This window comes from Anabaena sp. WA102 (assembly GCF_001277295.1).
In the GTDB taxonomy this organism is placed as follows: Bacteria; Cyanobacteriota; Cyanobacteriia; order Cyanobacteriales; family Nostocaceae; genus Dolichospermum; species Dolichospermum heterosporum.
The window spans coordinates 4,084,990-4,105,089 of record NZ_CP011456.1; the positions used below are offsets into that span (position 1 = coordinate 4,084,990).

20 protein-coding genes and 3 pseudogenes are annotated in these 20,100 nt (G+C 37.1%); 11 read left to right on the forward strand and 12 right to left on the reverse strand.

Going from position 1 to position 20,100, the window contains the following annotated elements; genetic code table 11:
* Window positions 1–488: 488 nt before the first annotated feature.
* From AA650_RS17800 to AA650_RS17820, 5 genes are all read right to left on the reverse strand, one after another.
* A complete protein-coding gene (locus AA650_RS17800) occupies window positions 489–1,298 on the reverse strand; it encodes an Rpn family recombination-promoting nuclease/putative transposase (protein ID WP_053540030.1) in 810 nt (269 codons plus the stop codon).
* Window positions 1,299–1,414: 116 nt separating this feature from the next.
* Complete coding sequence (locus tag AA650_RS17805; protein ID WP_053540031.1) at window positions 1,415–1,777, reverse strand: DUF5615 family PIN-like protein; 363 nt, start codon at window positions 1,775–1,777, stop codon at window positions 1,415–1,417.
* Window positions 1,778–1,781: 4 nt separating this feature from the next.
* Window positions 1,782–2,141 carry a DUF433 domain-containing protein gene (locus tag AA650_RS17810; protein WP_053540032.1) on the reverse strand — a complete coding sequence of 120 codons (360 nt, stop codon included), beginning with the start codon at window positions 2,139–2,141 and terminating at the stop codon, window positions 1,782–1,784.
* Window positions 2,142–2,213: 72 nt separating this feature from the next.
* The gene (locus AA650_RS17815) at window positions 2,214–4,517 is read right to left on the reverse strand and encodes a tetratricopeptide repeat protein (protein ID WP_053540033.1); all 2,304 of its coding nucleotides are present in this window, start codon (window positions 4,515–4,517) and stop codon (window positions 2,214–2,216) included.
* Window positions 4,518–4,837: 320 nt separating this feature from the next.
* Window positions 4,838–5,257 carry a hypothetical protein gene (locus AA650_RS17820; protein WP_234413220.1) on the reverse strand — a complete coding sequence of 140 codons (420 nt, stop codon included), beginning with the start codon at window positions 5,255–5,257 and terminating at the stop codon, window positions 4,838–4,840.
* Between the two features lie 245 nt (window positions 5,258–5,502).
* Between AA650_RS17820 and AA650_RS17825 the strand changes: the two genes are divergently transcribed.
* Together AA650_RS17825 and AA650_RS17830 are read left to right on the forward strand one after the other, a co-directional pair.
* Entirely contained in the window at window positions 5,503–5,799 is a 297-nt protein-coding gene (locus AA650_RS17825; RefSeq protein WP_053540034.1) for a hypothetical protein, read from the forward strand.
* Between the two features lie 5 nt (window positions 5,800–5,804).
* Entirely contained in the window at window positions 5,805–6,209 is a 405-nt protein-coding gene (locus AA650_RS17830; protein WP_053540035.1) for a type II toxin-antitoxin system VapC family toxin, read from the forward strand.
* Window positions 6,210–6,331: 122 nt separating this feature from the next.
* On the opposite strand, the gene AA650_RS17835 is transcribed toward AA650_RS17830, so the two are convergent.
* Complete coding sequence (locus AA650_RS17835) at window positions 6,332–7,693, reverse strand: NAD(P)/FAD-dependent oxidoreductase (RefSeq protein ID WP_039200825.1); 1,362 nt, start codon at window positions 7,691–7,693, stop codon at window positions 6,332–6,334.
* 289 nt (window positions 7,694–7,982) lie between these two features.
* Here AA650_RS17835 and AA650_RS17840 point away from each other — a divergent pair, with 289 nt between their 5' ends.
* The 6 genes from AA650_RS17840 to AA650_RS17865 all read left to right on the forward strand — a co-directional run bounded on the left by AA650_RS17840 (window position 7,983) and on the right by AA650_RS17865 (window position 13,292).
* A complete protein-coding gene (locus AA650_RS17840; protein WP_053540036.1) occupies window positions 7,983–8,207 on the forward strand; it encodes a DUF6737 family protein in 225 nt (74 codons plus the stop codon).
* 289 nt (window positions 8,208–8,496) lie between these two features.
* A complete protein-coding gene (locus AA650_RS17845) occupies window positions 8,497–9,183 on the forward strand; it encodes a TIGR04283 family arsenosugar biosynthesis glycosyltransferase (protein ID WP_053540037.1) in 687 nt (228 codons plus the stop codon).
* A 9-nt stretch (window positions 9,184–9,192) separates the two neighbouring features.
* Window positions 9,193–9,873: a TVP38/TMEM64 family protein gene (locus AA650_RS17850; RefSeq protein ID WP_053540038.1), complete on the forward strand. Its 681-nt coding sequence runs from the start codon at window positions 9,193–9,195 to the stop codon at window positions 9,871–9,873.
* Window positions 9,874–10,146: 273 nt separating this feature from the next.
* Window positions 10,147–11,694 carry a mercuric reductase gene (locus tag AA650_RS17855; protein WP_053540039.1) on the forward strand — a complete coding sequence of 516 codons (1,548 nt, stop codon included), beginning with the start codon at window positions 10,147–10,149 and terminating at the stop codon, window positions 11,692–11,694.
* Window positions 11,695–11,842: 148 nt separating this feature from the next.
* The gene (locus AA650_RS17860) at window positions 11,843–12,604 is read left to right on the forward strand and encodes a sterol desaturase family protein (protein WP_053540040.1); all 762 of its coding nucleotides are present in this window, start codon (window positions 11,843–11,845) and stop codon (window positions 12,602–12,604) included.
* Between the two features lie 88 nt (window positions 12,605–12,692).
* Window positions 12,693–13,292, forward strand: coding sequence for a tRNA-(ms[2]io[6]A)-hydroxylase (locus AA650_RS17865; RefSeq protein WP_039201206.1), 600 nt, complete (start codon window positions 12,693–12,695; stop codon window positions 13,290–13,292).
* On the opposite strand, the pseudogene AA650_RS17870 reads toward AA650_RS17865, so the two are convergent.
* Window positions 13,289–13,732 (reverse strand): annotated as a pseudogene (locus AA650_RS17870) (DUF4351 domain-containing protein); the annotation flags it as partial. The gene AA650_RS17865 and the pseudogene AA650_RS17870 overlap by 4 nt on opposite strands.
* 76 nt (window positions 13,733–13,808) lie before the next feature.
* Between AA650_RS17870 and recR the strand changes: the two are divergent.
* Both recR and AA650_RS17880 read left to right on the forward strand, forming a co-directional pair.
* A complete protein-coding gene (recR, locus tag AA650_RS17875; protein ID WP_081424264.1) occupies window positions 13,809–14,408 on the forward strand; it encodes a recombination mediator RecR in 600 nt (199 codons plus the stop codon).
* A gap of 23 nt (window positions 14,409–14,431) precedes the next feature.
* The gene (locus AA650_RS17880; RefSeq protein WP_053540042.1) at window positions 14,432–15,052 is read left to right on the forward strand and encodes a tetratricopeptide repeat protein; all 621 of its coding nucleotides are present in this window, start codon (window positions 14,432–14,434) and stop codon (window positions 15,050–15,052) included.
* A gap of 1,230 nt (window positions 15,053–16,282) precedes the next feature.
* Here the strand turns inward: AA650_RS17880 and AA650_RS17885 are convergent.
* The 3 genes and pseudogenes from AA650_RS17885 to AA650_RS17895 form a co-directional block, all read right to left on the reverse strand.
* Complete coding sequence (locus AA650_RS17885; RefSeq protein ID WP_053540043.1) at window positions 16,283–16,621, reverse strand: ArsR/SmtB family transcription factor; 339 nt, start codon at window positions 16,619–16,621, stop codon at window positions 16,283–16,285.
* 321 nt (window positions 16,622–16,942) lie between these two features.
* Window positions 16,943–17,230, reverse strand: a pseudogene (locus tag AA650_RS17890) (transposase); the annotation flags it as partial.
* Window positions 17,231–17,515: 285 nt separating this feature from the next.
* The gene (locus tag AA650_RS17895) at window positions 17,516–17,917 is read right to left on the reverse strand and encodes a hypothetical protein (protein WP_053540045.1); all 402 of its coding nucleotides are present in this window, start codon (window positions 17,915–17,917) and stop codon (window positions 17,516–17,518) included.
* Window positions 17,918–18,280: 363 nt separating this feature from the next.
* Between AA650_RS17895 and AA650_RS28770 the strand changes: the two are divergent.
* Window positions 18,281–18,466: pseudogene (locus tag AA650_RS28770) on the forward strand (carotenoid isomerase); the annotation flags it as partial.
* A gap of 139 nt (window positions 18,467–18,605) precedes the next feature.
* On the opposite strand, the gene AA650_RS17900 reads toward AA650_RS28770, so the two are convergent.
* Window positions 18,606–19,001, reverse strand: coding sequence for a hypothetical protein (locus AA650_RS17900; RefSeq protein WP_053540046.1), 396 nt, complete (start codon window positions 18,999–19,001; stop codon window positions 18,606–18,608).
* Window positions 19,002–19,737: 736 nt separating this feature from the next.
* Window positions 19,738–20,058 (reverse strand): muconolactone Delta-isomerase, encoded by a 321-nt coding sequence (locus AA650_RS17905; RefSeq protein ID WP_053540047.1) that lies wholly within the window; start codon window positions 20,056–20,058, stop codon window positions 19,738–19,740.
* Window positions 20,059–20,100: the final 42 nt, after the last annotated feature.

Consider the following 20,100-nt stretch of genomic DNA (forward strand, 5'->3'; position numbering starts at 1 on the left):
AATGTCATTGCGTAAGCGTTGCGTGGCGTTAGCCATATGGAACGAAGTGAAATGAAGCAATTCCAAGGGTTGTGATTGCTTCCCTTCGCTCGCAATGACTGTAAATATTTTTGTCCAATTACTTAAAAATGATTTTCAAAGATTTGGATATAAAGGATTGATATTTTCATTAAGAGACTTCCAAATAAAAAAATGTCCCAAAACTGATGCAGAAATTCTCTCTCTGTGTACTCTGTGCCTCTGTGGTTCGTTTCTTAGGATAATTTATTTCTTGGAAGTCTCTAATCAAATATTTAATGGTCATTTCCTCATACTTTCGCTTGTCTTTCTATTCTAAGTTGACGGAGTTTTTCTGATAATGATGGGGGATTAAGGCGATCGCTCATCTTCATTAGTTGTGATGTATACATTGTGCCTACGGAGAGCGATAGCGAAGCGCTCCGTAGGAATCGCACTCTTTACTGAAAAATCACTACAAATACTCAGTTTTACAATGATTGAATTTCTTGTTGTAAATCTCGAACTTGTTCAACAGATAATTCAGTGACTTCAGCAATTTGCTCTAAATTCATACCAATTCGTAATAAATTTATAGCCAATTTTCTTGTTGTTTCAGCCTTACCTTTGGCTTCACCTTCAGCTTTGCCTCTGGCTTCACCTTTAGCTTCACCTTCTTCAAGGATGTCTTGATAAATTACTGATTCGCGCATAATCTCACTCCTGAAAATTTTCTTGATTACATTTCTATTTAACACCAACCCGGCTAAAATACTGCTGGCAGCAGCTATATCCCTTTGTTGTTGTTGATCTTTAATTTTTTCGACTGCTTGTGCTACCTGGCTCAATACCATTGTAGGATCTTCTGTCTGACTTAGCACGGCAAATGGTAATAAACCGGGCGCGGTCATAAATTGTTCTGTTGGTTGTTCCCATAGACGGATTACTTCAAACTCATGGTAAGTTTTGTTTAATCTGAAACTATTCTCATGGACTAATTCAGAATCTGTTTTTCTCAAATAAATCACTACTTGACGCATCTGTTTGTCAGGAAAACGCCGATAACCTCTAACTCGATAATCTAACATCCTAAAGGGTATATTTTTATTACCATCGGTCTGAAATTCAATATGTAATATTAAGTTCTCTGATTGTAATAAAATTAACGAATCGGCGCGAATTGGTTCGTTTGATAATTCTGTTGGACTCAGTTCTGTTAATTCGACTGGTGAACCTAGTAACCATGTAGCTAAGTCTGCTTGGAAGTTTTCGGCGAGATATTTACAGATGTTGTCATACATTGGATTTTACAACTTTAATAGTTTATTAATTACGCGCTCTTTTGTATTATACTAGCGAGTCCTAAGCATTGCCTAAATTTTCCAAGAAATAACTTTCTCTTGAATATTTTTAACAGCTATGGTAAGGGTAAATAAACTATACGATCTTGATATTCACCATCTTCTGAAGCTAAAGCAACTAAGATTAATTCTTCTATATTTTCACCAACACTTAAATTAGGATTGAGAATGAAAATTCCTGGTATGTGACGATTCACAGCCATGTGATCAGCTAAATGTACAGGCATAGAAGTACGGTTATTTGTGACTAATACGAAATTATTCTCCTCACACCAACAGAGAATTTCAGGATCAAGTGTCCCTTTCGGTGGTATTCCTGGTTCTCCTATTACCTGAACAACAATATCAGGTTCTTTGAGTTTAATTTGTTTTGGATATAAAGGATTGATATTTTCATCAATCAAATATTTAATGGTCATTTCCTTATACTTTTGCTTGTCTTTCTATTCTCAGTTGACGGAGTTTTTCTGATACTGGTGGGGGATTAAGTCTCTGTTCTTCTCTCATTCTATGACCATGTTCTATCCAGTTCTTCATGTAATCGCTGATAGTTTCTTTGTTTTGCAAATAGTAAAGAATAGTGGCATAGACTTGTTCTAAAGAAAGTGATTGATATATTTGAGCAATCTCTTCTGGAGAACGTCCACAATCAATGTATTCATAAAGTATTGTCTCAATTCCTATTCTGGAGTTTTTTAGTCTAATATCTCCAGGAAAAAGAAAATTGAAATACTCAGTAATATCCTTCTTAGGAATAATTTGAGGAATAGTTTGGCTGTTCATAAATTTGAAACTATAATTTTCAAAGATTTGGGAATTAACAGATTAGATTAATTATAACTTAACAGATTTTATTTATCGCCGAAACCAACCACTTAGCCAACGCCACAACCGACGCAACCAACCCCAAAACCCATGCTGAGAAACTACAGGTTTTTTAGGTTGAGAAAGACCCTCAATTTTATCATTGCAATCTTGCACATCGGCATCAAGTCCCATTGTCTGATATAGTTCCCGCGCATTGCGATAAGCCTCCAGTGCGTCTTGTTCCCTATCTAGTCCCAGGGAGTCGTAAGCATCACCTAAATTGTTGAGAGACAAACTTTCCCCTAGAACATCGCCAATTTCCCTGCTGATATCCAAAGATTGCTGGTAGAAAGCGATCGCCCTTTCGTACTGTCCCAGGGAGCCGTAAGCATTACCTAAACCCAATAGAGAAATACTTTCGTCTAAGCGATGGCCTATCTCCCTATTTATATTCAAGGACGGCTGATAGAACTCAATCGCTCTTTCGTGCTGTCCCAGTTTATTGAAAGCAAGACCCAAATTGATTAAGGTAGAACCTTCGCCAAGGCGATCTTTTATCTCTTTACATATCTCCAAAGACTCTTGGAGAAACTCAATCGCCTTTTGGGAATCTCCCAGAAAGCAGTAAGCAAGACCCAAATTATTTAAAGAATCACCTTCGCCTTTGCGATATCCTATCTCTCTAAATATCTTGAAAGACTGCTGATGGAACTCAATTGCTCTTTCGTACTGGCTCAATTCGTGGTAAGTAAGACCCAAGCTCTTTAAGGAAATACCTTTGCCTGTTTGATCACCTATCTCTATAGCTATATCCAAAGACTGCTGGAGAAACTTGATTGCTCTTTCGTACTTCCCCATAGACTTGTAAGCATTGCCTAATGAAATGAGAGAAGCGAGATGATTCCAATTTTGTCTATCATCAATTTCCGACCATTTATTTACCAACTGCTCATATAATTCCACTTGGTTAGCATAATAACCCCGCAATTTCAAAAAATCATTGCAATGCCAAATTGCCTCAAATGCTGAATCATAATCTGCCAATTGGTAAAAATGATAAAAGATTTCTAAATATTCCTGAATATCATCTTTGGTTTGCCAAGGTTGTTGTTTAGCAATTGACTGATAATATTTAATAGCTGTTTGATGTGCTTCTGTCTGATCACCAGCCTTATATCGCACATATTCCAAAACCACAGGCTGAAACTCAAACCATCTGCCATCATCAATCAGTTTTTCTGATAAAAAAGAACGCTTGACAAGATTTCTTAATTCTTTCTCAATCTCGGTTTCTGAACTTCCTAAACATACAGCTACCGCAGCCTTACTATTTACCGCCCCACGAAAAACACTAATATTTTGTAATAGAGACTTTTGCAACTCACTCAACCGCCCAAAACTGGTATCTAATACCAACACCATCGCCACATTTTCCCGACGGTGCGAACCCACTACTTTTTTATCTGTTAATAATTGCTGCAAATTCCCCAAACCTAAACTTTCCAATCTTTTTAAATGCGGGTGTTGGGGATATTCTTCCTTTAATAAATCTGCTACAAATCGCAACAGTAAGGGATAACCATCTACTAATTTGACAAATTCCTCTAAATTTCCTTGAATACCTAAAGCTGTTAATAGTTTGATGCCATCTTCTATTTTTAAACCTGATAAGGGTAGCCATTCCCATCTTTTCGGTAATTCTGGTCTTTCTCTCGTGGTGACAATTACCTTACTTTTACCCCCACATTCTACCCAAGTTGTAAAAAATTCCTCATAGAATTGACTTCCCCAAATTCCATCTGTTCTTAAAAGACTTTCTAAGTTATCAATGATCAATAAATATTCATCGGATTGCAAACATTTCACCAAAGCTTGTACTAATTGTGTTTCTTGTTCTGGGACTCGAAAACCAAAATCTTGCAAAACTTGTGTAGCTACATCAGTAAAAATTGCCCCAGAACTCACATCAGCCCAAAAACGTTTTGTAAAACCTGCTATTGTTTCATCTTCATAAATATAGGCTGATAACATAGATTTGCCTATACCACCAATACCTTCAATACCAATTAGAGGAATATTTGGATTATTTAACCATTGTTTTAAATTGGCAATTTCTGCTGTTCTTCCTTGCCAATAAGCCAAACTTTTACTAGGGTTTCCCGCTTTGAGAATCCCCGGTGATTCTGGTTTAGCAAGTTGTTCAATTCGTTCTATAGCAGGATTTATTCTGTCAACAATAATCTGTACCTGCTGGGCATTTAATTGTCCAATTTGAGTCACCTTACTATCACCAAAGGCATTGACATTCATTTCAATATTATTTTGGTGATTGGGGTTAGATTCATTTGTCATAGCTTACAGCAGGTAAATGGTGGATGTTGTAGCTGCGAACTCGAAAGATGGCGCGACATTGTATAAATTGTAGGGATTTATCAGGTGTTAACTTAAGCTACAAATGGCTTATTTGTTTGGCTTCCACACCCGCCCAGAAATGAATTTCCGGGCTAATAGCTAAAGTTTACTAAAGTAAACTGAGGATTTAGATAATTCTTAGTCATCTTTAGATGACTTTTGCTATTAGACTGGGAATTCATTCCCAGGCGGGCTATGGGTTTTACGTTAAGTTGACACCAATGAGCATTGCTAAACCCCTACCTGTGAAATGTGACTGATTAAAAAGTTACACTATCAGCTTCAATTTTACCCACCTGCTTAACCGTGCTGTTATCGTAAGCATTAGCGCTCATTTGAATATTGTCACCAGGTTTATCAATCTCTGCTTGTAAAATCTTGGCTATTTCTTCAGCGAGCGCTGTATCCGCTTCCAAAATCTTCTTCAGTTGGTTCTGCAAACTTGCTTTTGAAAGTTCATCATCGGGATTTTTAGCTACATCCTCCGCTGCTTCCTTTGCTGCTTCCTTGGCTTCTATCTTCGGCTGCAACTTAGCCCAAATCGTTTTCGCCCTATTCCACACATCCTCACCTACTTTTTGAGATGCACCTTCTGCGACTTTATTACCCATTGTCATCAGAAAAGGCATACAGGGGGCGATTAACTTAACGATCGCAGCAACAGAAGTGACAATATCCATAATTCGAGGTTTGACTACTGTTATTTATACAAAGGTATAATAGCGCATTTCTAACAGAGTCAGGGTTAAAACTAAAAAATATTACAAATATAGATTCAATATCACTGTAAAAAACTAATATTTTCAAGCATTCAGCCATTAGCAAGAAATTAACACTGGAGCAATGAACAGACATCACAAAACTAAAAAATGCTATAATAAATGACATCCATGAATATAATTTACATTTCCCAGGAGGAAATATTATGTTATCAACAGAACTTCAACAAGAGTCCATGATCAGCAGAATTGAGAAAATAGTTAATATTTTGATGGAAGAACGTCCTTTATTTAAGGAAGAACTGAATGCAGAGGAAATGATTCACGAGTTATATAATCTATTTCAGCAAAACTTACCTATTGATGAGTTTAATAGTATGCAAGATCAGGACTTAAAAACCCGTTGTAGCGGAATCATGGTGACAGAAGCAGTAGCAGGAACTTTAAATGAATTAACTCCCGAACAAATAGCAATTTTTGATGAAATGATTAAACGGAAATAAAGAACATGGCATATTTATTAGATACCAATATTGTCTCCTTAGAACTAAAAAATAATCCCAAAATTAAGCAAAGATTAAAAGAATTTCAATCTCAAGAAGGGTTATTGAGTATCAGTTGCATTACTTACTTTGAAGTTAAAAGAGGTTTATTTGCAGTCAATGCAATTAAGCAATTAGAAAGATTTGATAATTTCTGTAAGGATTATCAAATCATTTTCTTGGATGATTTAGCGATTTTAGAAAAAGCGTCAGAAATTCATGCAAATCTTAGATTAAGAGGATTACCAATCCAAACAGAGGATATTTTAATTGCTGCAACTGCTATTGTTAAAGGATTTATTCTGGTTTCTAATGATAGCGATTTATTGAGAGTTGAGGGATTAAGTTTAGAAAATTGGTTGCAGGAATAAGTTTTGTGAGTATTTGATGAGAAGAACTCAATGCAAAAAAATAAATCCCCGACTTCTCTAAATAGTCAAGGATTTGGGTGTCAAGTGTTCTTAATTGAGCTACTTAATGCCAACCACAAATACTAGAGATTGACTGGCTGCTTATTTTTGTTGGGTTGGGAATCGCCACTATTGTTAACAGGTTGTGTTGCTAAAAAAGCCTCTTTACCTGTAATCAAGCGAGAGCGCCGATTCCGAGTAATATAATTCCATGCCCACTGAATTACTATTACTAGTTTAGTGTCAAACTCAATTAAGAAATAGATGTGAATTACTAGCCAAAATACCCAAGCAATGAAACCTGTGAGTTTGATGAAGCCTAAATCTACAACGGCTAAATTTTGCCCAATCATTGCCAAACTACCTACATCATTGTATTTAAATTCTGGCAAAGTACGACCTTGAAGCCGTCGTTTGATGAGTTTACCTACATACTCTCCTTGTTGTTTAGCTACGGGGGCAACACCCGGTAAGGGTTTACCATTTTGATGGGAGAAATTAGCTAGATCTCCAATTACGAAAATGTTTTTATAATCCTTGATAGTTAAGTCAGGTTCTACAATTACTCTGGCAGAGAAATCGCACTCTACATCTGTGCGTTCTGCGAGGATTTTCCCCAAAGCCGAACCTTGCACACCTGCTGCCCACAAGATAGTTTTTGAGGGAATTTCTGTCAATTCACCGTTTTGCTTGAAAGTAACAATGTCATTTTCAATATTTGTGACTCTGGTTTGAGTGTGAATAACCACACCCAATTTTTGTAAAGATTCTATTGCTACTTGCGATAATTCTGGGGCAATGTGTGGGAGAATGCGATCGCCCCCTTGTAATAGTAAAATTTTCGTTTCTGTGGTGTCAATGTTACGAAAATCTTCTTTGAGGGTTTGGTATGCCAACTCTGCGATCGCACCTGACAATTCTACACCAGTCGGACCTCCCCCCACAATCACAAAAGTTAACAAAGCCCGACGTTTTGCCGGATCACTTTCTTTTTCTGCGGCTTCAAATGCTGAAAATATCTGCCGACGCATTTCTATCGCATCTTCTACAGTTTTCAAACCAGGGGCAATTTCTTTCCAATTATCCTTACCAAAATAGGAATGATTAGCACCAGTGGCTAGAATTAATGTATCATAAGGTATGGATTCATCACCAAAAATAACTCGTTGCGCTTTAGGATTAATATCAGTTACTTCTCCTAACAACACCTTTGTATTTTTGCTTTTGCTGAATACAGATCGTAGTGGTGCGGAAATATCCGAAGGTGATAGCGTACCTGTGGCAACTTGATATAAAAGCGGCTGAAATAGGTGGAAATTACGTTTATCAATGAGAGTAACATTTACCTTCGCGTTCGCAAGAGCCTTGGCGGCATACAGTCCACCAAAGCCACCACCAACGATAACAATCTCATGTGGTGCATTCTTCTCATTGGGAACAACCATAAACAATATTTCCTTTTGTTAAGAGTCATGTAACCTTTCTTAACAAATATGTAACAATATTATAATATATTTTGCCGTCTATTTAGAACTCTTGAAAAAATACTAAAAGTAGTCAAAGTTACGAATAAATGATTATGAAAAAATATGAGGATAAATGCTGATATAATATTCATGTACATAATGAAATATCAAAATCGGCAAGTGTCAATGGTTAGTAGTCACTTTATTAAAAAAGTCACCTATTGCCCATGATTTCTCTCTTAGCAAATTCTAGTTTTTTCATCTAAAAATGTCTGAACAACAAACAATTAGTCCTTGGAAATATAAACCTTGGTGGTGTCAGCCTTGGTCAATTATCCTCACTGCTGTCACATTAATTGGCGGTAGTTGGTTAATATTTAAAATTCTTTGGGTGACAATTTTAGTAGCTATTCCATTATTAATTTGGATGGGATTTTTTCTGTTAATTTGGCCACAAATGATGATTCGTAGTGGAGTCTTAGAGGATGTTTGAAAAGTTTGGGGCGAATATAATAGAGCATCCGGCTCCCGTCAGGGATACGCTACTACACAAACGAATTCCACCTCCGTGGACTAATTAAAATCAAGGGTTTTGTCTGTGTAGCCGCGACTTCTAGTCGCCAGGATAAGTAATAATTTAGATTTTTCAAACAACCTCTTAAACAAAATGACAGAATAACTAATTTAATAAATCAATCCTCCAATTCTTCTTCCTGACTCCTGACTGGGCGCAGGCCCTGCGCCCCTACCTCCTAGCGCCCCTACCTCCTAGCCCTAATGATATGAATGCTCAAATTTCTATTATTATTCCCACACTCAATGAAGCGAGTAATATTAAGGAAGCAATTACTAGCAGTCAATCCAGTAATAATGTAGAAATAATTGTGGTTGATGGTGGTTCACAAGATCAAACATTATTAATAGCCAAATCCTTAAATGTTCAGGTGATTATTTCTCCTCCCGGACGTGCTAATCAAATGAATGCAGGTGCTATGGCTGCTAGTGGGGAGATTTTGCTGTTTCTCCATGCTGATACTCGTTTACCGACTAATTTCGAACAGATGATTTGCACAACCTTAGCACAACCGGGAATTGTCGCTGGTGCGTTCGCTTTACGGATAAATGCCCCTGATTGGGGGTTGCGTTTAGTCGAATTTGGGGTAAAATGGCGATCGCATCTTTGGCAAATGCCCTATGGTGATCAAGGTATTTTTCTCACCAAAGATGTATTTCAGCAAGTTGGTAATTTCCCCCAAATGCCAATTATGGAAGACTTTGAACTCATGAGAAAATTAAAAACTCTGGGGAAAATTTATCTATTACCAACACCTGTAATTACCTCACCTCGCAGATGGTTAAAAAAAGGAATTATCCAGACTACTCTTTGGAATCAAATTATTGTCATCGCTTATTTACTAGGGATATCCCCCCATCGAATTCGTAATTGGTACTCTTCTTCAAAATTGTAAATAATTCTTATGGTTATGACATTTTTACCAGAAATAGATTTAGCTTTAGTACAGGAATCTATTAGTGTATCTTCTCTCAGTTTCCTGTCATTTTTACCAAATACTTTACAATGGATTAATAGTCTTGGTGCTTTGGGGGGAATAGTATTTATTGGTATCTACATTATTGCTACTTTGGCTTTTTTACCAGCCGCAATTCTCACTTTAGGTGCTGGAGTCCTTTTTGGGGTAATTTGGGGTTCTTTATATGTGTTTATTGGGGCTACATTAGGTGCAGTAGCCGCATTTTTAGTAGGACGTTATTTAGCTCAAAGTTGGGTAAAAGAGAAAATATCTAGTTATAAAAAATTTGCCATCATTGATAAAGCCGTTAGTAAAGAAGGATTAAAAATAGTCCTATTAGTTCGACTTTCTCCCCTTTTTCCCTTCAACTTATTAAACTATGCTTTCGGAATTACTAGTGTTTCTTTTCAAGACTATTTAATTGGTTCAGTGGGGATGATTCCTGGAACAATTATGTATGTGTATTTTGGTTATTTAGCAGGAGATTTAGCCTTAATTAGCACTCATAATCAACCTGTGAATATCATCTTGTCCTGGGTAATTAAAATCATTGGGTTAATAGCGACAATTGCTGTGACAATCTATGTTACTAAAATAGCTAAGAAAGCTTTAGACGAAGAAATTTGATTCCGAGGTTTAGTTGCTTATTTACAGAAACTTGAGAAAATCTGTTAAATATCAAACCGACGAAATTTTAATTATAATGTATCTATAAATAACAGATTGTCTAATCACAAACATACTTGATAAGTAGGTGAACACAATAAAACCAATCTGTGTAAAGAAAAGTAAAATCGCCCAAACCCTCTTCACTCTTGCCTTTTGCCTCTTGCCTCTTGCCTTGCCATAACGACGATTTTCAATGCTAACCTACTTACTTGATTCTTCAGAGGTAAAAAAATGTCAAATTCAGAATCTCCAAGAGTCACAATGCGTCCAATGGATGAGTTTAATCAAAAACTAATCAAAAATGTTCATCCCGATAACTGGGTAAATCCCCAACCGGCTGATTATTATGATTTGGTGGTTATTGGTGGGGGAACTGCGGGTTTAGTTGTCGCTGCGGGGGCTGCGGGTTTAGATTTGGGTTTGAAAATAGCATTAATTGAAAAAAATCTCATGGGAGGAGATTGTTTAAATTTTGGTTGTATCCCCTCTAAATGTTTAATTCGTTCTTCTCGTGTAGTTGAAGAAATCAAAAAAGCCAAAGATTTAGGGATTAATATTTCCCAGAAATTTGATGTAGACTTTGCCACAGTTATGGAGAGAATGAGACGTATTCGGGCGAGTATTAGTCATCATGACTCTGTGGAAAGATTTAAAAGTTTAGGAATTGATGTTTTTTTAGGTAATGGTAAATTTAAAAGTCAGAATACTATAGAAGTTGATCAGCAAACCTTAAAATTTAAAAAAGCTGTCATTGCCACGGGTGCTAGGGCTGTGAAACCGAAAATTCGAGGAATTGAAGCCGCAGGTTATTTAACTAATGAAACTGTTTTTTCTCTGACTCAGAAACCGGAAAAATTAGCAATAATTGGTGGTGGTCCTGTCGGTTGTGAATTAGCACAAACATTTCAGCGTTTGGGTTGTGAGGTGACATTATTTCATCGCGGTTCACATATTTTAAATCAGGAAGATCCAGAAGCAGTGGAAATTTTGCAAAAAGTTTTGATTGATGAAGGGATTCGTTTAGTATTAAATTGTCAATTAGAAGAAGTTGTCACAGTTACGGAAGGAAAACGCCTATATTTTTCTGTGAATAGTGAAAGAGATTCAGTGACAGTTGATGAAATATTAGTTGGTGCGGGACGTGCGCCAAATGTGGAAAATTTGAATCTAGAGGTAGTTGGTGTAGAATACGATCAAACCTTCGGTGTGAAAGTAAATGATTATTTGCAAACCACAAATCCGAAAATTTACGCCGCTGGTGATATCTGCATGAATTGGAAATTTACTCATGCGGCAGATGCGGCAGCCCGAATTGTGATTAAAAATACCCTGTTTTCGCCTTTTGGTTGGGGACGATCTAAACTCAGTAGTTTAGTGATGCCTTGGGTGACATATACCAGCCCGGAAATTGCCCATGTGGGGATGTATGCACAGGAGGCGAAAGAATTGGGTATAGAGATAGAAACTATTAAGATACCTTATAGTCGCATAGATCGAGCGATCGCCGATCATGAAGAATCTGGTTTTTTAAAGATTCATCACAAAAAAGGCTCAGATCAAATTCTGGGTGCAACCATAGTTGCTAATCATGCAGGGGAGATGATTTCCGAAATTACCACAGCTATTGTTCATCAAATTGGTTTAAGTAAACTTAGCAGTGTAATTCATCCTTACCCCACCCAAGCAGAAGCCATTAAAAAAGCCGCAGACGCTTATCGCAAGACTTTACTCACACCAAAAACTAAGCAATTATTGGGATTTTTAAGGAAATTTTCTTAAATTAAGAGTTTCAGATCCCCGACTTCTTAAAGAAGTTGGGGATCTTGTTCTTTGTTCTTGAGACTCAAGAAAATATTCATGGTAAAATTCATGAATAGAGAGAAAAAATTGACCCACCTACGGCAGAATTATCAGGACATCAAACAAAATGGAATATAAATCTCTGGCTGTTTTCAGCAGTATTGTGATATTTGGAATCTTAGAAACATTAATTCCCTTTTTTCAATATCATCAAACTTTACTTAAAAGAGTTATTCACAATCTAATTTTAGGTTTAGTAAATTCTTTATTGGTTAACCTCACAGTTATTTTAATCTTAAAATCTCTCTGGAAACCAACTTTATCACAGGGATTTTTTTATGATCTAAATTTACCCTGGTTGCACTTTATTCTCTCTTTTTTGTTGCTAGATTTATATATGTATACGTGGCATAGATTAATCCACACTTGGGGTTTTGCTTGGCGGTTTCACAAAGTTCATCATACAGATAGATGGATGAATATATCCACAGCTTACCGCTTTCATCCGGTAGAAGTAATTGTCTCTAATATTCCCAAAATTGGATTAATTTATCTATTGGGAGTTACCCCAAATGCGTGGATATTATATGAATCTTTATTTGCTATATCCTTAGTTTTTCATCATAGTAATTTTGCTTTACCTTTCAAAATAGATAAATTCCTGAGTTATTTTATTGTTACACCTAATTATCATCGCGCTCATCATTGTCAACTAACAAAATATTTAAATAGTAATTATACAAGTTTATTAACTATCTGGGATATAATATTTCAATCTCGTTATTATCCACCCCAACCAGAAACCATCCAATTTGGTGTACCCGAAGAAACTAGAAATTTTAATGTGATCAGTTTATTAAAATTACCGTTTGTGGCTGTGAATAAATAATCAAATTTACTGTATTATAGGAATAATTCGGCAAACATCTCTTTTTTCCTAGATTAAAATTAATTATTAAATTTGGAGTTTTTTCGCTGTGCTGAGTTCACCTTTACCCACAATCAACGCCCTCAAACAACCTACCAGTGATGCTTGGGTAGAGCAAGCGATCGCTAACCTTGATATTATTTTACTAGATCACTCCCACTGTGAACGCAAAGCCGCAGGAGTAGCATTAAATATGATGTTCCGCTATCCCTCTAATGCTAAAATGGTGAGGGAGTTAACAGCGATCGCTCGTGAAGAACTCGAACACTTTGAACTTGTTAATCAATGGCTAGAACGCCGTCAGATCAAACTAGCAGCCCTATCCGCACCCCCCTACGGTGCGGGGTTAAAATCCCAAGTTCGGGGACAAGAACCCCAGAGATTTTTAGACTCCTTACTCGTCACCGGCTTAATAGAAGCCCGCAGTCATGAACGCTTAGGACTCCTAGCTGCTAACTGTCCAGAACCAGAACTAGCTCAATTTTACCGCAGTTTAATGGCATCAGAAGCCAGACATTTTGGGATGTATTGGGTTTTAGCTGACACCTATTATGATCGAAAAATCGTCATGGACAGATTAGACGAATTAGCAGAGGTGGAAAGTCAATTATTATCAACCTTACACCCAGAACCCAGAATACATAGTTAGTCAGTTTTTGCCGGAGTATGGATTAACAACCAAGTTTGCAAATCATTCAAACTCTGAAAATCTAAAAGAGCTTCACTCAATTCTTCTAACACAGACAATGGTAAACCAGAAATAGATTTTATCTTTCTCTGAGATATTTTACCAAACCGCTTTGTTAATTGTCGAATCACCAAATTAATTGTAGCTTGTTCTATGCCTTGTTCTATGCCTTGTTCTAGTCCTTCCTCTAGTCCTTCTTCTCTGCCTTGTTCCAGTCCTTCCTCTCTGCCTTCTTCTTTAATTTCTTGATAAACTCTAGTTTCTTTGAGTGTAATTCCTAACATTGATTCTACCTCCCGACGACTCAGATTTTCAAACTTGTAGACCATGATTGTCGTGATCATCTCCATCATAGCTTGACTTGATGGTGTGACAATCTCCTCATGGGTTCTGGTTAAAATTCCTCAAACTTTGCGTCTTTGCGCCTTTGCGCGAAACATAATTTAACTGTAAAATAGAAAAAACCCCGGAGGTAGAATTACGGTTTACGCACGTCCCCTAGCCAGATTAATCGAACAATTGCAACGGCTACCCGGAGTTGGTCCAAAAAGCGCCCAACGTTTAGCTTTGCACATCTTAAAAAGACCAGAAGCAGAAGTAGAAGCCTTAGCTCAAGCACTTATTGACGCAAAAAAACAGATCGGTTTGTGTAAAGTTTGTTTTCACCTTTCATCAGATCCAATCTGTGAAATTTGTCGTCATCCTCAGCGAGATAATACAATTATTTGCGTAGTTGCAGATTCTCGTGATGTGATTGCATTGGAAAAAACCCGTGAATTTAAAGGTAAATATCATGTTTTAGGTGGCGTAATTTCCCCTATGGATGGTATTGGACCAGAACAGTTAAATATTCAGCCTTTAGTCAGACGGGTAAGCGAACAAAAACCCCAAGAGGTGATTTTAGCTATTAGTCCTAGCATCGAAGGAGAAACCACAACATTATACATAGGTCAATTACTAAAACCATTTACAAAAGTCACCCGCATTGCTTTTGGTTTACCTGTAGGTGGTGATTTAGAATATGCTGATGAACTTACCTTAGCTAGAGCATTAGAAGGACGGAGAGAGCTAGATTAAAAGTAGCAAATTTGATTACCAAAATGTTTTTTACCAACTCCCTAGAAAATCAACTGCAAGGGTGGAATAATACCATTAACACTCAGCCAAATAATGTCAATGCTTATGTCCGTCGCGGCATGATTAATTTTAAATTAGGAAAAATTACCGAATCAATTCAAGATTTTGATCATGCAGAAAAGTTAGATTTTCAAATTACTCCTTATCTTTGGCAACGCGGGTTAAGTTATTATTATGCAGAACGATTTGCTGAAGGTGCAAAACAGTTTGAAAAGGATTTAACTGTTAATGCTCAAGATGTGGAAGAAACTGTCTGGAGATATCTTTGTATAGCTAGATTATCCGGTGTTACAGAAGCTCGTAATTCTTTATTACCTGTGAAAAATGATCCGCGAAAAATCATGAAGTCTGTTTATGATTTATTTGCAGGTAATTGTACAACAGATGATGTTTTGAACGTAGGAAAATTGGCAGGATTAAAAGGTAAGTTTTACAGTCATCTCTATTTGGGTTTATATTATGAAGCTGAGAATAATTTAGAGTTAGCGCAGGAATATATAGTTAAAGCTGCGGATGAGTATAAGCTTGATGATTATATGTGGTATTTAGCAGTAGTGCATAAGCAATTACGGGAATGGGATTAATATAAATATATACATCTCCAGAAATAAAATTTCACGAATCGCTTCCCAGAAATAAATCGTGAGTCGGCTTTTAGAGGATGTTTGAAAAGTGGTATCCCGTAATTTTCATCACATTATTACCCCCTTTTCCCCTTGTAAACGGGGGAAACAATAAAAATCCAGTTCCCTCCCCTTTATAAGGCTACGGTGTACACACAAGTTATCGAATCACCATTATTCCTCAAATTACCCCACCCTAACCCTCCTCTTTGCAAGGGGAGGGAACTAATTTTTCCGGTTTCCCCCCAAAGCATCAGGGGGATTAAGGGTTTTACAAAAAAAATACAGCCCTTCCTGCTGTTATGAGGTACAAACTTTCATCGCCAATCCTGTAGGGGCGCAGGGTCTGCGCCCTTAATTGTGTTGCATTCAACCTGCAACTGCTGTAAGATAAAAATATCATTAAAGAAATAAGGTTCTTCGGTTATTTTTATGGAAACCCTGGTTCAAAATCATTGAAAGCCCTATTGTGTAGGCATTTCATTGAAAATATGGAAATAATTGTTTATAACCCTTGTCCCGTAAGGGTTTTGTTATCATCAATCCTCAATCACCATAAAAGAGACGCAAGAGCCAGAAATAAGTCCGAGTTATATAGTAATCCTAAATTAGTTATGAAAAACAAGATCCCCGACTTCTCTAAGAAGTCGGGGATCTGACTCTGGTAATGTTCACAAATCAAATAGGATTGCTATAGTTGTAAAAAATATAGACAAATATCTTTTACTTTGAACGTTTTACCTTTACTGGGAAAACTATACTCAACACGGCTTAATTATTTGATTCTGTAGGTAGGGGTTTAGCAGTGCTAAACCCCTACAAATCAGGGTTGTTCGTGATTTTACAAAAGTCCATCTCTCAACCGTGTTTAGTATACTAGCGATCGCCCAAGCATTTACTTGTCAGTTCCTAAGAGGATGTTTTAAAAGTGGTATTTCGTCATTTTCATCGCTTTTTTACCCCCCTTTCCCCTTATAAAGAAGGGAAACAATAAAAATCCAGTTCCCTGCCCTCACAGACAACTTTTTCAGCAAACCCTATTTAGTCATCAAAAGACAAGTTTTGCTATGAGACTGGGAATGAATTCCCAGTCGGGCTATGGGTTTTGCGTTAAGTTGACACCAATGTTGAAGGCAGAGCCTTCTGTAATTCATTCCTATACAGAGTATGGGAACGAGAAATAAAAATCAACTATTCACCACAGGAACGAGGGGATAAAAGTCCAGAATTGACGCGAAATTCCCCCAGATATGTTTCTAAAATCTGAAATTGGGAAATATTCAAGCTGTAATAAATCCAGCGTCCCTCTTGACGGGAATTTACTAGACTTGCTTCTTTGAGGGTTTTGAGATGAAAAGAAAGTTTTGATTGATTTATTTCTAAAGCATCACATAAATCACATACACATAGTTCACGCTGACGCAGAAGTTCTATAACACTGATTCTAATGGGATCTGATAGGGCATGAAAACCCGATACTATTAAATTGTGAGTGGCAATAGGAAAAGTTAGTGGTTTATTTAAGAGCATTAGGTATCCATCCTCATGATATTTGATTTTCTAGATAGGGTTTGCTGATAGCGTGGCGTTAGCCATACTTCTAGCCCTCACAGACAACTTATTCAGCAAACCCTAGTAGTCTGTCAACCCGAAAATGACGGGTGAAGGCAAGCAGGGGGAGAAGAGAGGCAGGGCAGGGGAGGGAAGAACATAAAGAAGAAATGAACCACGAAGGACGCAAAGAGAGCGAAGGAAGAAGGAAGAGGAAAAATTTATTTACCCGTCAATTATACTCAACACGGCTTAATTATTTGATTTAAGCGGGTAGGGGTTTAGCGGTGATCATTGGTGTCAACTTAACGGTACAGCCTCCCAAATTAAAACTGATACTAATCGCACTGGATATTTACATGGATTTGAACGATATTTACCCATGATGATAATTTCATCTTTATAATAAGTGCATTGAGATAATACTTGTTTAAATTTATAATTTGTTTTTTCTTTTATTCTGGTAATAAAGTACTTTTTACTCTCGGTTAATTTGTCAAACCAATTAAAGCTGAAAAATCCTAGATCCACTATTATCAAGCCTCTTTCTGGCAGTTTATCTAACAAATCTTTTCCCCGGTTTTGGTCATGACTTTTGGGATTTTGTTAATACCATAATTTGACGGGATTTTGGGTAAAAGCTTCGACAATTATCATGATTTTCCCACCTAATTTTGATGAATTATCTTCGCTTATTTTTAATCTTTTTGATAATGCTTGTTTGCTAACTTCTATTGGTTATACCCATAATAAGTAGGTGAACACAATAAAACCAAACTGTGTAAAGAAACGTAAAATCGCCCAAAACCTCTTTACTCTTGCCTTTTGCCTCTTGCCTCTTGCCCTGCCATAACGACAATTTTCAACGCCAACCTACTTAATCCTTCTTCTTTTAATACTCTTACTGCTTCTGATAATCCCGCTATTTGTCGATAAACTAAACTGAGAATTAAGTAGGTGAACACAATAAAACCAAACTGTGTAAAGAAACGTAAAATCGCCCAAAACCTCTTTACTCTTGCCTTTTGCCTCTTGCCCTGCCATAACGACAATTTTCAACGCCAACCTACTTAGTGCTACCATTACTGGTAAGTTTAGCAATCTATCTCTCATCGGTTTATCATTGTTTCCTGGTAAATATTTTAATTGTGTAAATAGACTTGGTTGTAGATATTTTGTTAATTCTTCTTCAATTTGTGGTAATGATGGCGATGGAGTTTGTTGCTGACGACGCAAATCTGGATTCCCATTTTTTCTTTTTCTTGTTTGAGTCATAATTTTTGACCCTGTGAGTGTTTTTCATAATTTTATTATCCTCTTTTTTGGTTCAAATGCGATTCCTTCGGTGAGCTAGGCACATCACCCTCTTGAACAAGAGCGATCGCAAAGCGCGACCTAGGAATCGCCTATAGCAGTTCATTCCGCGCCATCGCTCTTGTTCTCCTCCTTATTTATTAAGGGTTTTACGTTAAGTTGACACCAATGAAGCTCTTGCTTTACCCCTACGTTTAGAATCAAACAATCAAGCCGTTTTGAGTATAGCCATAACCCAACATTATTAAGGATTTTGTTGGGGTTCGTTCCGATTGCTCCGCAACGCTAAAGCGAACAACCCAACCTACATTTCCTTAACCGACTGAAGGACTTTCAGAAAGGGAGTATGCGGCTAAAAAAGAAATAGCAGCATGGCAAATTATTGACAGATTAGCGGCAATTTTTCCTGGTTTAGATACTGGGTTAGATTATTTGGAAATTGGGACTCCACGTACTCACAGACGCTTTTTAGGATGGATAGATGGCATTTATGGAGCAATCGGAAATAGATCCCCGACTTCTTCACAATGATTTCCAATCATATAAAGTACATCTTAGCCCCCTCATCGCTTGCGGGGAGGGGGTTGGGGGTGGGGTTCTTGTTCCGGGTTTGATGACAATTTGCTGTAAGAAGTCGGGGATCTGATATTTAGTGAAATAAGTTTTTAGGGGGGAAGCTGACCTTTTTAGGCACGTATTCAGAACAGTCTATGGCTTCTTCTGTAAGAACAGTATCAGGCTTGACGGCACATTTTAAATAATGGTTATTGGCAAAAAATTGACATTTTTTACAGGGGACTTTTTGTAGAATTTTGTTTTTTATGCAGACCTTATCATCTGCATTGGTGCGGATTTTATGAAAAAGCAGGAGAAAAATAGCCCAAACAAAAATAAATCCCAGAGGAGCTAACGATAGTGCTAAATCTGGTATTTGGATGTTGTGATATTGCACTTGGACTTTTTCTTGTTGAACTGCACCTTGAGCAATGGACAAGTTGGTATTGTCGGTCATGAATGTATTTCCCAATACCTGCTCTATATACATCTTATTTTCCTTAATTATCTATAATGGTTCTTACAACAATTTTCGTTTTCATGGAATACAATGAAGAGCGAAGGACATAATGGAGGGCGCAGGCCCTGCGCCCCTACGGGTTTTGCGATAGAAAACTGTACCTGATAACATCAGAAAGTGCTGTAATTAAAAAATGTGACAGAACCAAGTGGCAAGCTCCTCAATATAAAGTCTGTTTTAATTGTGACTGATGTTTGATTTTGAAACTTTTAATTTAAGTCTATGCTTTGTTTGAGTAAAGCTGTATATGGCTTCTGATTATAGGTTTATCAAAAGTAAAGATTAGTTATCTCTGTCAATAGTTTTGTTTTTTATTATGTGAATATATACCTGAAGTAGTACGTGGATATTAAAAATACAGTTGGTAAGAGAACTCCACAAAAAGAAATGCCCAATGTCATTCTGTTCGTGCTGCCATAGGCATTACGAAAGGAAGTGTAGTGAAGAATCTCTTGAGATGCTTCGTTTCGCTATGGCTAACGCCACGCTCCGCGAACGCTACACTCAGCATGACAAAACAGGATCATTTATTTTGCGGCTTACTCTAATAGTTTTTTAAATTTTTGAATTTCTAGAACACCGATACATTAATTTAATTGTAGAGGCAATCCCCCTGTGGTTGTTCTGGTAGGGTTTTGGGGCAAGCACGGGGGCATTGCCCCTAGAGAGAATTGCCATTTTACGGATTATTAAATCGGTGTTGTAGCTATTCCTGGTTATTTAATCTAGCTTTGATATCAGCAGCGAAGTCTTCATATTTTCTTAAAGGTGTTACTTCTATTTGCACTTTTTGTCCGTTTTTTTTCATGATAGGCAAGTCTAGAAGAATTTGGTCTAATGTGTCGGGAGTAGGAACATCAACAATGACAATTACACGACGAGTACCAACACATTTCCATAAATCAACCACTATTCCGGCTTGTTTGGCTTGGAGGGCGACATCTGCTTCTTCACTCCATAAGGCAAATAGTTCTTGTTGATTTATGTTATCGGGGTATTCAACATGAAAATCTAAATGATATAGCATAAGTAGGTTGGCGTTGAAAATTGTCGTTATGGCAAGGCAAAA